Here is a 12,539-nt window from a genome sequence, read left to right as displayed (position 1 = left end):
AATCTTCAGAGTATCCATGGGGCGTTGCTCCGCATGAACCGCTCCATCCAGGCAGAAGGGACATTTGGAATCATCAAATACGACCGAAGGTATAAGCGAATTGTAAGAAGAGGACTGGATTCGGTAAGAGTAGAGATATTTCTTGTTTCTATCGGCCATAATCTCTATAAAATCTATAATAAGCAGATGAGACTCCGGGAAGTGGCTTAAAGAAGAAAGAGCGCACGTTTGTTGGGGTAAGGGGGATTATGCGCTTTTTACTGCTTTTTTCTTACGCTTTCCACAAAATAAAGAGGGGCTGAAAAAATGGAGTTAGAGCAACTCCATTTTTTCACAGCCCCTTTTTGGCTTAGCGGAAGAATTTTATGATTTTGTCCATGCGGGACGTCATGCTTCCAAGCAGCGCATCCGCAATCACTAGTGCTGCCATGGACTCCACAACTACAACAGCTCTGGGAACAATAACGGGATCATGGCGTCCTTTTATTGTTATTTCTATGTTTTCGCCATCTCTGTTCACCGTTTGCTGAGGGGCTGCGATTGAGGGAGTCGGTTTTATGGCGGCTCGAAGGATAATGTCTGTATTGCAGCCGTCGCTGATACCTCCGGTGATTCCCCCTGCGTGATTGCTCAGCTTTCTCACACTGCCTTTTGTATCGCAGGCGTAGGGGTCATTATTGGTAAGACCCGTGGCCTCGGCTGCCTGGAGGCCGTCACCGATTTCTACTGCTTTGACAGCTCCGATGGAGAATATGGCTTTGCCCAGATTGGCATCCAGTTTTTCAAAAGCCGGTTCCCCAAGTCCGCCCGGTACATTCTTGATAATACATTCGATCATGCCTCCCGAAGAATTGTGATCTTTCATACAGGTTTTCAGATATTCCTCAGCCTTTAGGGCAGCGGCTTTATCAGGCATATAGAAGGGGTTTTCCCAAATTGCTGTTTCGTCAAATTGGCCTTTGTCAATAGCCACCGGGCCGATAGACAGGGTATAGGTGGAGAGGGTAATCCCCAGCTGTTCCAAAATTTTTGACGCAATGGCACCTGCAGCTACTCTGCCTATGGTCTCCCTTCCTGAAGAGCGTCCTCCCCCCCGGTAATCCCGGAACCCGTATTTCTGATCATAATTATAATCTGCGTGGCCGGGGCGGTAGTAGCCCGCGATCTCACTGTAATCCCGGGAGCGCTGATCTTTATTGCGAATCATCATGGAAATAGGAGTTCCGGTTGTTTTCCCTTCGAATACTCCGGACAGGATCTCTGCCGCATCCTCTTCCCTGCGCGGGGTTGCGTATCGGGACTGGCCGGGTTTTCTCCGATTCAGATAACGCTGCACATCCTCCTCTGACAGGGGAAGGCCGGCCGGGCATCCGTCTACGACTACGCCCAGTCCTGCACCATGAGATTCTCCCCAGGTACTTATCTTTAATATATTGCCAAATGTAGATCCATACATAATAAATTCCTCCTGATTTTGATTCTGCAATACATGCACCGGACTGCCGGTATCTTATGTCTTTCTGTTCCATAATACCATAAAAAATACTTTTCTGTGAACGGAGGAAATAATTTTCTTCTTAAAATTTGCAATATTACTTTACCTGACGTAGTAATTGTGGTATGATTACTACGTCAGAAGTACTACGACAGCCGTAGTATAGAATTATAAGGGCAGGAGGCATGAAGATGATTAGCAGTGACGTCATACGGGGATACAACGACACTATGATTCTATATCTTCTGTTAGACGGAGATTCCTACGGATATGAGATATCCAGAAATATCCGGGAGATTACAGGCGGGCGGTACATTATGAAGGAAACTACATTATACTCAGCGTTTACCCGATTAGAGAAACATGGGTTTATCACTTCTTATTATGGGAATGCCACCCAGGGGAAAAGGCGTACGTATTACAGCGTAACAGACGCGGGCAGGACATATTACCGCAGCAAGTGTGAAGAGTGGGAGCTGACAAAGGACGTGGTCAATCATTTTATCAGGAGGGATGTATAGATGGAGACAATAAAAAATTATCTGGACACTATGTTTCAGAGTCTGCCGGACTCTCCCGAGGTCCGCAGAGTGAAAGAAGATCTGCTGGCCAGTATGGAGGATAAATATCAGGAGTTAAAAGAAGAGGGTGCCTCTGAAAATGAGGCAGTGGGGAGGGTAATCTCAGAGTTTGGCAATATTGATGAGCTGTTTAGCGAACTCGGCCTTTCCCCGGAGGGCACAGAGGAAGAGCCTGCAGAGGAGAGTATTCTTTTATCTCTGGAGGAAACCCGGATGTACATTCATGACGCCCACAGAGAGGGGCGGCACGTAGCTTTTGGGGTAACGCTCATTCTTTTCGGGGCCTCAGTGCTTATATTTTTAGCGCAGCTTTTTGAGATCCGTATTCTGGGTATGGGAGTTCCGAAACCGGTCAGGGAATATATGCCGGTCCTGTCTTTTTTCATTTTCCTTGTGCCTGCCGTAGGACTTTTTGTAAACAGCGGTATGAAGATGGACGCTTATAAATTCATTGATCAGGGGGAATTCTCTCTGGGAAAAACTACAAGGCAGATTCTCGGCCGGGAGGCCCTGGAGATAAAAGATGCCAATCGGATTTATATTGTATTCGGTGTCCTGCTGTGTGTGATATCCCCTGTAATCTTATTCGTGGCAGGGATGTTCGGGGACACGGCGGCAGGGTACAGTATCTGTGTCATGCTCATCGTAATCGCGGCAGGAGTCAATCTCCTCATCCTGGCTGGAACCAGGGAGGATGCATACAAAAAGCTGCTGCAAATGGATAATTACGCGCAGACCCATAAAAGGGAAAACCGAATCATCGGTGCAGTAGCTTCTGTGGTTTGGCCCCTGACTGCAGCAGCCTTCCTGATTGCAGGATTTTGCTTTGGCATGTGGAAAACGGCGTGGATTCTGTTTCCCGTGGTGGGAATCCTTTTCGGCGCATTTTCAGCAGCCTGCCAGGCAGCGGCGGGGAAAAAAGAATGAGGCCCGAGCTTATCTATCTGGCCGGAATCAATATCCTGACATTTATTGTCTTCGGAGTGGATAAATATAAGGCCAGACATCACAGATACCGGATCCCGGAGCACACGCTTATGTTTCTGACCGCGATCGGCGGAGGCGCGGGAGCCCTGGCAGGAATGCAGGTATTCCGCCATAAGACGAAACATCTGAAATTCCGACTGGGCGTTCCGGTAATACTGGCCGCAGAGGCAGCGGTTCTGCTTTGGTACTTTGCCAGGTAGTATAAGGTTCAGGCTGCTCTACGCCTCCCACCGCCCAGAGGCTCCGCAGGGCAGTACCAGGCCGCTGGAGGAAACCGGAAGTCCCACTTCCTGGGAATCCACCCGGCCCCGGAACTTTTTGAGCTCTGTAGCCAGCATATAAGTCAGGACAGCAGGGGCAAGTCCTGTCGTATAAGAGTTAACCAGGAAGAACAGAGGCGTATCACTTAACAGCTTTGTACAGAGCTGAATCAAAGGATAGATCGCCTCTTCAATTTTCCAGATCTCACCTTTGGGTCCCCTTCCGTAGGAAGGCGGATCCATAATGATTGCGTCATACTGTCTTCCCCTGCGGATTTCTCTTTCCACGAACTTGACGCAGTCATCCACGATCCACCGGATAGGTGCGTCCTTCAGCCCTGAGGCAGCGGCATTTTCCTTGGCCCAGGTGACCATTCCTTTGGAGGCATCTACATGTGTTACCTGAGCCCCTGCGGCAGCCGCCGCTATGGTGGCCCCGCCGGTATAGGCAAACAAGTTCAGAACCCGGACCGGACGTCCGGCTTTTTTTATTTTACTGCTGAACCAGTCCCAGTTGACGGCCTGCTCCGGAAAGAGTCCGGTGTGCTTAAAGCTGAAGGGCTTCAGGTGAAATGTCAGATCCCTGTAATGGATTGCCCATTGATCCGGCAGATCAAAGAATTCCCATTCCCCTCCGCCGCTTTTGCTTCTGTGATAGTGGGCGTTCCTCTTATTCCAGCCTTTATGCGTTCTGGGGGTATCCCAGATAACCTGAGGATCCGGGCGGACCAGAAGGTACTTTCCCCACCGTTCCAGCTTCTCCCCCTTTGAAGTATCTATGATCTCATAATCTTTCCAACCGTCTGCTATCCACATGATAATTTACCTTTCTTTTTTTCATCAATCTGTTTTTTCAAATTATATCATACCTATTCTATATTTGAAAAGGCAAGCATACATTATCCTAGAATGGCCGGGCCTTGAAGGAAGAGGCCGGCCACTTTAACCGGAGGTGCCAGAATGTTTGAGATACAGGATGTGAATGAACTGGAAGAGAGATTCCGTACAGACAGCAGGAGAGGACTGCCGAAGGAGGAAGCCCGCAGCCGCTTAAAGGAGTATGGGGAAAATGTACTGAAAAAGGAGAAGGGGCAGACTGTGTGGGGCATGATTCTGGAGCAGCTGAATGAACCCATGATCTTTATCTTATTTATGGCGGCAGCTATTTCGATGCTTTTGAGAGAATACAGTGATACCATCATTATATTTGTTGTAATAGCCATGAATACCGCTGTAGGGGTCATACAGGAGGGGAAGGCCAGAAAAGCCATGGAAGCCCTGAAGAAGCTGGCGGCTCCGGTGGCCCTTGTAAAGAGGGACAATGAATACCAGGAGATTCCCGCCTCCCAGGTAGTACCGGGAGACCTGGTAAAGATAGAAGCAGGACGCCAGGTGCCTGCTGATGTTCGGATAACCAGTGTCAGAGGGCTGGCGATTAATGAGTCCGCCCTTACAGGGGAGTCGATGCCGGTGGAAAAAACGGACCAGCCTATGTCCGCCCAGGCTCCTATGGCTGACAGGAAGAACATGGCATATATGACCACTGAGGCTATGAAAGGTCAGGGTGAGGGGATTGTAGTAGCTACGGGCATGGAGACTGAGCTGGGGAAAATCGCCGGTCTGATTAACAAAACTACAGGAGAGCTAACTCCTCTTCAGAAACGGCTGGGAGATCTGGGAAAAATACTCAGCGTAGTGGCAGTGGCTCTCTGCGTGGGTCTTTTTGTGATAGGGGTAGTACAGCACCGGAACATTCTGCAGATGCTGCTCCTTGCCATTTCCCTTGCCGTGGCAGCTATACCGGAGGGACTCCCCGCAGTGGTAACCATAGTTCTGGCACTGGGGGTTGCCCGTATGGTAAAGGTGAATACCATTATCCGGAAGCTGCCCGCAGTGGAAACCCTTGGAGCTGTAGGAGTGGTGTGCTCCGATAAAACCGGAACTTTAACGGAAAATAAGATGAAGGTGGTTACTGTTTACTGCAACGGTGAAATCATGCCGGCAGAGAAATTGAACCCTCAGCTTCACGAGAGGTTTCTGGAAGGATATCTCTTATGCAATGACAGCCAGCTTGGGGAACAGGAGATAGGAGATCCCACAGAGCTGGCACTGCTCCATATGGGAAAAGAGAGGGGAGTAAAGAAAGAGGTTCTGGAAAAGCAAAAACCCAGAATCGGGGAACTTCCCTTTGATTCGCAGAAGAAATACATGGTAACTGTCCACAGGGACGGAAAATATAATACTGCATACGTGAAGGGAGCCGGGGATTACATCCTGGAGCAGTGCACCGGAATACTGGTGAGGGGTAAGATTCTGCCTATGACCCAGGTACAGAGAATGAAGATCCGCCAGGCAATGGAAAGTATGGCGAGAGATGCCTTACGGGTTCTGGCTTTAGCTATGAAGGAACGGGCCGGGGAGGTTACAGATGAAGGACTGATGAAGGGACTGGTCTTTATCGGACTTACAGGGATGATGGATCCTCCCAGGGAAGCAGTCAGGAATTCTGTATCGATCCTCCACCGGGCCGGCGTTAAGGTGGCCATGATAACCGGCGATCACAAGGATACGGCCTATGCCATAGCCAATAAAATCGGTATCGCTGATGCCAGGGAACAGTGCATCAGCGGAGATGAACTGGAGCGCATGACGGACGAGAGACTGGAGGAAGTCATTCCAAGGCTCAGAGTATTCGCCCGTGTAACACCGGAACACAAAGTCAGGATTGTCAGAGGATTTAAAAAGAACGGACAGATCGTGGCAATGACAGGGGACGGGGTGAATGATGCCCCCTCGCTCCAGGCCGCGGACATTGGAATCGCCATGGGCAAATCCGGTACAGATGTGGCCAAGAACGCTGCGGATATGATTCTTACAGACGATAATTTTTCCACTATCGAAAAGGCTATGGAGGAAGGGCGCAGTATTTATGTAAACATTAAAAAATCCATTCTGTTTCTCCTGTCCTCTAACTTCGGGGAGATCATCACCATGTTTGCGGCTGTGCTGCTGGCTCTGCCCACGCCTCTTAAGGCCAGTCATATTCTGTGGGTAAATCTGATCACAGATTCTTTGCCCGCACTGGCGCTGGGAGTTGACAAAAATAATAGAAAAACGCTCATGAACCATCCGCCCCGGGATCCGGGGGAAAGCCTGTTTGCCCACGGGGGCTGGTTTTTGACTGTATTTTACGGAATGGTAATCGCCGGGATTACGCTGTATGCTTTCCACAAAGGCGGGCAGACCTATGCATTTACCGTGCTGGGTGTTTCCCAGCTTTTCCATGCCATTGGGATGAGAGATACGGAGCGCTCCATCTTCCGGATGAATCACCTGGAGAATCCTTTCATGATATTTGCATTCTTTGCTGGTTTGGGCCTTCAGTTTATGGTGACAGAGATTCCTTATTTTGTTCAGGCCTTCCAGACCGTGAAACTGGATATGAGCACCTGGCTCTGGCTTCTGGCAGTATCGGCAATCCCTTTAGTTTTCCATGAGCTCCGTCTTCTATTTATAAAGAAGGAAAAGTGAGATGAGGGGTAGACGAACGTACGAAATGAAGGAAATAATATATGATAATGCATAGAAAAACGAAAAAACAGGAAATGAACCAGTTAAAAATGCCAAAAAATGCAAGTTGGTATTGACAATTAGTCAAAACTCATACTACAATAGCAATTATGAGAATTTGTTGGAGAACGCTAGGAGGAAATTGAGGATGGTACCATATGGTGAATTGAGCAGGGAACAGCTGCTGCGTATGAAGGAAGAGCTGGAAAAACAGTATGAGGATGTGAAGGGTAAAGGACTGAAGCTGGATATGTCCAGAGGGAAACCGGCAGCAGCACAGCTGGATTTGGCCATGGGAATGATGGATGTACTGAACAGTTCTGCAGATTTGAAGTGCGAGGCAGGAATTGACTGCAGAAACTATGGTGTTCTGGACGGAATTCCTGAGGCGAAGCGGCTTTTAGGCGCAATGTCTGAGGTAGATCCTGACAGTATTATTATCTATGGAAATTCCAGTCTTAATGTAATGTTTGATACAGTAGCCAGATCCATGACCCACGGGGTGTGCGGAAGCACTCCATGGTGTAAACTGGATAACGTTAAGTTCCTTTGTCCTGTACCAGGATATGACAGACATTTTGCTGTTACAGAATACTTCGGAATCGAGATGATCAATGTTCCGATGCTTTCCACAGGCCCTGATATGGACCTGGTGGAAAAACTGGTAAGTGAGGATGCGTCCATCAAGGGAATCTGGTGCGTGCCGAAATATTCCAACCCCCAGGGAATCACCTATTCCGATGAAACGGTCAGAAGATTTGCCAGATTGAAGCCTGCGGCAAAGGACTTCAGAATCTACTGGGACAATGCCTACAGCATTCACCACCTCTATGAAGACGATCAGGATTTTCTTATTGAAATTCTGGGAGAGTGCGCCAAAGCCGGCAATCCCGATCTTGTATATAAATTTACTTCAACCTCTAAAGTAAGCTTTCCCGGTTCGGGGATCGCGGCAGTTGCAGCATCACCTGCCAATCTGGAGGACTTTAAGCGGCATATGCAGTTCCAGACCATTGGCCATGATAAATTAAACGAACTGCGTCATGTGAGATTCTTCAAAGACTTAGACGGTTTGACCGCCCACATGAAAAAGCATGCGGATATAATGAGACCAAAGTTTGAGGCAGTGATAAATGTCCTGGAAAAAGAACTCCAGGGCACCGGGATTGGAAGCTGGATCGCGCCTAAGGGGGGATATTTTATCTCTTTTGATGCGATGGAGGGCTGTGCAAAAGCGATTGTTGCAAAGGCAAAGGAGGCAGGATTAGTAATGACCGGAGCGGGTGCGACCTTCCCTTACGGGAAAGATCCCAAGGACAGCAACATCCGTATTGCTCCTTCCTACCCCACGCCAGAGGAACTTGCAGTAGCGGCCGATATCTTTGTGCTCAGCGTGAAGCTGGTAAGTATCGATAAAATATTGGAAAGCAAGTAAAAAGATGAGCCTTCCCCAAGGGAGGGCTCATTTTCTGCAGGCGGGGAGTGTCGTTTTTGGTCGGCTGGAAATCCTTAAAATTCTGTGAAAAGGCTTTACCAAACAAAGGGGTAATGTTACAATAGGACGGGAGTAGAAATAAGCAGAAAACAGGGGAATTTATTATGAAAACTAAGAGAAAAGGAAAGAAAAAAGCTAAGGCCAGGAAGATAGTCCTGGGTATTCTTATCGCTTATGTAGCGGTGATTGCCGTCATTTATCTGGGGGCATCCTTCTACTATTCAAAGCATTTTTATTCCGGATCCCAGATCAATGGAATTAACTGTACCGGAAAAACCGTGGAGGAAGTAGAGGAGATTATTGCCGATGAAATTGGATCCTATACCTTAAAGGTCAGGGAGCGGGAGGATAAGACAGAGAATATTACTGCAACGCAGATTGACATGAAGTATGTCAGTGACGGCAAGATCAAGGAATTGAAAGAGGAGCAGAATCCATTTTTGTGGCCTATGTCTTTTACGAATCATAAAGCCTATACGATGTCAGCGACAACCACCTACGACGAAGAAAAGCTGGCGGCCGCTATTGACGGGCTGGATTGCTTTAAGGAAGAGAACATCACCCAGCCCCAGGATGCCAAGCTGGTGGAAGGGGAATCCGGCTATGAAATTAGTCCTGAGGTTCAGGGAAATGCACTGGATCAGGACAAGGCTAAGCAGCTTTTGAAAGATGCGATTGCCGGGGGAGAGACTGAGGTTTCTTTTGAAGATGCGGACTGCTATCTGAAGCCTTCCGTACTAAGCGATAACGAAGAGCTGATCAAACAGAGAGATCAGATCAATACATATCTTCAGGTAACCATTACCTATGACTTTTCGGACCGTCAGGAGGTAGTTGACAAGGATGTAATTAAAACCTTCCTGACCACAGACGAAGAGGGGAACGTGGGGCTGGATTCGGAGAAGGTAAAGCAGTACGTAAAGGAATTGGGATATGAGTACGATACGTTCGGCCTGAGCCGCGATTTTAAAACCTCTCTGGGGACTACGGTTCACCTGAAGGGAGGAGACTACGGCTGGGTAATCAATAAAGACAAAGAGACCGCGGCGCTGATAGAGGCGATAGAGGCAGGGGAATCCCAGACCAGAGAACCTATCTATCTCTATTCCGGAAAATGCAGGGACACCAACGACATCGGCGGAACTTACGTGGAGGTCAGCATACAGGATCAGCGGATGTGGTGTTATAAGGACGGTCAGCAGATTGTAGATACGCCTATAGTAACCGGAAGCGTTGCCAAGGGGTATGATACCCCGGCGGGGGGCGTATGGGCCATTGATGCCAAGAAACGGGATACCTTCCTGAAAGGGCAGGGATATTCCTCTCCGGTAAGCTATTGGATGCCGTTTAACGGCGGCGTGGGGATCCATGATGCCAGCTGGAGAAGTGATTTCGGCGGGGAGATCTATAAATCCAGCGGTTCACACGGATGTGTAAATACACCCTTTGAGAATGCAAAGACCATATATAACAACGTTGAAATCGGGACACCCGTGGTTGTATATTAAGTGCGAAGGGGCTTGCAGAGCGTCAGTATCTGGCGCTTTGGGAGCTCTTTTTTTGCGGGTTCGTCCATTCCAAAGAGAAGGAAAGGGAAAATGCTCTCCTTCTTGCAGATGGTGCTAAATCCCTTCATTTCATTGACAAAACGGGCATTATTGATTAGTATAATGAATAAGTAAAACGTCGTATTTATGTGAGGAGTGACTATTATGAACATTGTCGTACTGGCAGGGGGAATCAGCACCGAACGGGAGATTTCCATTATATCCGGAACGAAGGTCTGCGAGGCCTTGAGAGAAAAAGAACACCGTGCAATAGTAGTAGATGTCTCTTTCGGCAAAGAGGAAATGCCGTCTGATTTATTTCCTTCAGCGTATGATCTGGACAGAGAGGTTGCTTATATCAATAGCTTCAACGGACAGGCAGAGAACAGGAAAAAAGATAAAGAATTTTTCGGATCCAATGTATTGGAGATATGCCGGCAGGCAGACATCGTATTTCTGGCTCTTCACGGGGAAAACGGCGAGAACGGAAAGGTGCAGGCCTGTTTTGACCTGATGGGAATAAAATACACAGGAACAGGCCCTCTGGGCAGCGGTATGGCCATGGACAAAGGAATTACCAAAAGTATCTTCCGTTCGGCAGGAGTACCTACGCCAGGAGGCGTACTTCTGAAAAAGGACAATTACAGCAAGAAGCTTGAGGACTACCAGATGAAGCTGCCTGTGGTGGTGAAGCCTTGCTGCGGCGGATCCAGTGTAGGGGTCTGCATTGCCAAAAGCCAGGAGGAATACGAGAAAGCCCTGGAAGAGTCCTTCTCTTATGAGGAGGAAACAATTGTGGAGGAGTATATTCAGGGCAGGGAGTTTTCCGTAGGCGTTGTGGACGGGGAGGCCTATCCTATTATTGAGATAGCCCCGATTACAGGCTTCTATGATTATAAGAACAAGTATCAGGCAGGCGCCGCTATCGAGACTTGCCCGGCTGAGATTCCGGCTGAGACTGCTGAGAAGATGCAGGAGGCAGCGGTGAAAGGCTACCAGGCCCTGTCTCTGGAAAGCTATGCCCGACTGGATTTTATGATGAATGAAAAGGGCGAGTTCTTCTGCCTGGAGGCTAATACACTGCCGGGGATGACACCCACCAGCCTGCTTCCCCAGGAGGCGGGGGCTCTGGGAATGGATTTTCCTGCTCTGTGCGAAAGGCTCATCCAGGTATCCCTGAAGAAATATGAATAGATGGAGAAGCATATGAAGAATCTGACATTAGAGCATATTGCCGCAGCCTGCCATGGCACTTACAGGGGGCCGGAGGAAAAAAAGGCGGTATGCGTGACAAGTATTATCACGGACAGCCGGAAAGCAGAGGAGGGCTGCCTGTTCGTCCCCATCAAAGGGGCAAGGGTGGATGCCCACGAATTTATTGATGGGGTGATGGGGGCCGGAGCGTTGTGCACCCTTTCTGAACAGGATTTGGGAGATAAGGAATATCCCTGGATTCAGGTGGCTTCCTCCCTTCAGGCAGTGAAGGACATTGCCGCGTATTACCTGAGGCAGCTGAAGATTCCGGTGGTGGGAATCACCGGCAGTGTGGGGAAGACCAGCACAAAAGAAATGATAGCTGCAGTGCTCGCCCAAAAATATGAGGTTTTAAAGACACAGGGAAATTTTAACAATGAGCTGGGACTGCCTCTGACAATTTTTCGTCTGAGGGAGGAGCATGAGATTGCCGTTCTGGAGATGGGGATCAGCGATTTCGGTGAGATGCACCGTCTGGCAGGGATTGCCAGGCCAGAGACCTGTGTGATTACAAACATTGGATATTGTCATCTGGAATTTCTGAAGTCCAGGGATGGGGTATTAAAGGCGAAAACGGAGATTTTTGATTATCTGGAGGAGACAGGGCATATTATCCTGAACGGAGATGACGACAAGCTGTCTTCTGTGGGTGAAGTAAAAGGTGTCCGGCCTGAATTCTTTGGGATACAAAACCAAGAGGGTCTCTATGCGGATGAGATAGAAAGCCGGGGATTACAGGGTGTATCCTGTCGTATTCATATGGATGATTCTTCCTTTCAGGTTCTGATTCCGCTTCCGGGGCAGCACATGGTGTACAATGCACTGGCCGGCGCTGCGGTGGGGCGTGTATATGGCCTGACTGCGGAACAGATAAAGGCAGGGATCGAAAGTCTGCAGCCTCTCAGCGGAAGGTTCCACATCATTGAGAAAAACGGTATCACGGTAATAGACGACTGTTACAATGCCAACCCGGTATCTATGAAAGCATCTTTGGAACTTCTCACCGATGCCCTGGGACGCAAGGTAGCTATCTTGGGCGATATGGGTGAACTGGGGGAGCGGGAAGCCGAGATGCACAGGGAAGTGGGGGCTTTTGCTGCCGCGCTGGACCTGGACGTATGTGTCTGCGTGGGCCCTCTTTCCGGAGGGATGGCAGAAGCAGCAAAACTGGAAGGCACGCATATGAAAGTGATCCATGTGGAGTCATTAGAGGAGCTTCTGGAAGGGCTGGATACAATCATCCGGGAGGGTGATACAATATTGGTAAAGGCCTCTCACTTTATGAAATTTGAAAAGGTGGTTGAAGCTCTTACCGGGGGCAGATAGAGGCACTATTACCAAGCGGCAGGA

General features: G+C 48.8%; 11 protein-coding genes. 9 read left to right on the top strand and 2 right to left on the bottom strand.

Going from position 1 to position 12,539, the window contains the following annotated elements; all coding sequences use genetic code 11:
* Window positions 1-210, top strand: a 210-nt coding sequence (locus BUA56_RS19195) for a transposase (RefSeq protein WP_072854398.1), incomplete at its 5' end; no start/stop codon positions are given.
* 139 nt (window positions 211-349) lie between these two features.
* On the opposite strand, the gene aroC is transcribed toward BUA56_RS19195, so the two are convergent.
* Window positions 350-1,456, bottom strand: a complete 1,107-nt coding sequence (gene aroC / locus BUA56_RS19190) for a chorismate synthase (protein ID WP_072854397.1) — start codon at window positions 1,454-1,456, stop codon at window positions 350-352.
* 230 nt (window positions 1,457-1,686) lie between these two features.
* Between aroC and BUA56_RS19185 the strand changes: the two genes are divergently transcribed.
* From BUA56_RS19185 to BUA56_RS19175, 3 genes are read left to right on the top strand one after another with little or no spacing between them, the layout of a single operon-like run.
* Window positions 1,687-2,016, top strand: coding sequence for a PadR family transcriptional regulator (locus BUA56_RS19185; protein WP_072854396.1), 330 nt, complete (start codon window positions 1,687-1,689; stop codon window positions 2,014-2,016).
* Window positions 2,017-3,003 carry a permease prefix domain 1-containing protein gene (locus tag BUA56_RS19180; RefSeq protein WP_072854395.1) on the top strand — a complete coding sequence of 329 codons (987 nt, stop codon included), beginning with the start codon at window positions 2,017-2,019 and terminating at the stop codon, window positions 3,001-3,003.
* Complete coding sequence (locus BUA56_RS19175) at window positions 3,000-3,263, top strand: DUF1294 domain-containing protein (protein ID WP_072854394.1); 264 nt, start codon at window positions 3,000-3,002, stop codon at window positions 3,261-3,263. Before BUA56_RS19180 ends, BUA56_RS19175 begins: the two co-directional genes overlap by 4 nt.
* Window positions 3,264-3,281: 18 nt before the next feature.
* Here BUA56_RS19175 and BUA56_RS19170 read toward each other — a convergent pair whose 3' ends face one another.
* Complete coding sequence (locus tag BUA56_RS19170; RefSeq protein ID WP_072854393.1) at window positions 3,282-4,139, bottom strand: class I SAM-dependent methyltransferase; 858 nt, start codon at window positions 4,137-4,139, stop codon at window positions 3,282-3,284.
* Window positions 4,140-4,283: 144 nt separating this feature from the next.
* On the opposite strand from BUA56_RS19170, the gene BUA56_RS19165 reads away from it, so the two are divergent.
* From BUA56_RS19165 to BUA56_RS19145, 5 genes are all read left to right on the top strand, one after another.
* Window positions 4,284-6,854, top strand: coding sequence for a cation-translocating P-type ATPase (locus BUA56_RS19165; RefSeq protein ID WP_072854392.1), 2,571 nt, complete (start codon window positions 4,284-4,286; stop codon window positions 6,852-6,854).
* A gap of 187 nt (window positions 6,855-7,041) precedes the next feature.
* On the top strand, window positions 7,042-8,328 hold the full coding sequence (locus tag BUA56_RS19160; protein ID WP_072854391.1) for an aspartate aminotransferase type Ic: 1,287 nt from the start codon (window positions 7,042-7,044) through the stop codon (window positions 8,326-8,328).
* A 164-nt stretch (window positions 8,329-8,492) separates the two neighbouring features.
* Window positions 8,493-9,896, top strand: coding sequence for a L,D-transpeptidase family protein (locus tag BUA56_RS19155; protein WP_072854390.1), 1,404 nt, complete (start codon window positions 8,493-8,495; stop codon window positions 9,894-9,896).
* Between the two features lie 204 nt (window positions 9,897-10,100).
* Window positions 10,101-11,129 carry a D-alanine--D-alanine ligase family protein gene (locus BUA56_RS19150; protein WP_072854389.1) on the top strand — a complete coding sequence of 343 codons (1,029 nt, stop codon included), beginning with the start codon at window positions 10,101-10,103 and terminating at the stop codon, window positions 11,127-11,129.
* A gap of 12 nt (window positions 11,130-11,141) precedes the next feature.
* Window positions 11,142-12,515 (top strand): UDP-N-acetylmuramoyl-tripeptide--D-alanyl-D-alanine ligase, encoded by a 1,374-nt coding sequence (locus BUA56_RS19145; RefSeq protein WP_072854399.1) that lies wholly within the window; start codon window positions 11,142-11,144, stop codon window positions 12,513-12,515.
* Window positions 12,516-12,539: the final 24 nt, after the last annotated feature.

Source organism: Lactonifactor longoviformis DSM 17459 (assembly GCF_900129135.1).
GTDB lineage: Bacteria > Bacillota > Clostridia > Lachnospirales > Lachnospiraceae > Lactonifactor > Lactonifactor longoviformis.
This window is presented reverse-complemented; position numbering and strand designations above follow the sequence as displayed.

Bases quoted from the DNA above. Each gene is read 5' to 3' on its own strand.
- BUA56_RS19170 (WP_072854393.1), bottom strand. From the start codon at position 4,139: ATGTGGATAGCAGACGGTTGGAAAGATTATGAGATCATAGATACTTCA.
- BUA56_RS19180 (WP_072854395.1), top strand. From the start codon at position 2,017: ATGGAGACAATAAAAAATTATCTGGACACTATGTTTCAGAGTCTGCCG.
- BUA56_RS19145 (WP_072854399.1), top strand. From the start codon at position 11,142: ATGAAGAATCTGACATTAGAGCATATTGCCGCAGCCTGCCATGGCACT.
- BUA56_RS19175 (WP_072854394.1), top strand. From the start codon at position 3,000: ATGAGGCCCGAGCTTATCTATCTGGCCGGAATCAATATCCTGACATTT.
- BUA56_RS19185 (WP_072854396.1), top strand. From the start codon at position 1,687: ATGATTAGCAGTGACGTCATACGGGGATACAACGACACTATGATTCTA.
- BUA56_RS19155 (WP_072854390.1), top strand. From the start codon at position 8,493: ATGAAAACTAAGAGAAAAGGAAAGAAAAAAGCTAAGGCCAGGAAGATA.
- BUA56_RS19150 (WP_072854389.1), top strand. From the start codon at position 10,101: ATGAACATTGTCGTACTGGCAGGGGGAATCAGCACCGAACGGGAGATT.
- BUA56_RS19165 (WP_072854392.1), top strand. From the start codon at position 4,284: ATGTTTGAGATACAGGATGTGAATGAACTGGAAGAGAGATTCCGTACA.
- BUA56_RS19160 (WP_072854391.1), top strand. From the start codon at position 7,042: ATGGTACCATATGGTGAATTGAGCAGGGAACAGCTGCTGCGTATGAAG.
- aroC (WP_072854397.1), bottom strand. From the start codon at position 1,456: ATGTATGGATCTACATTTGGCAATATATTAAAGATAAGTACCTGGGGA.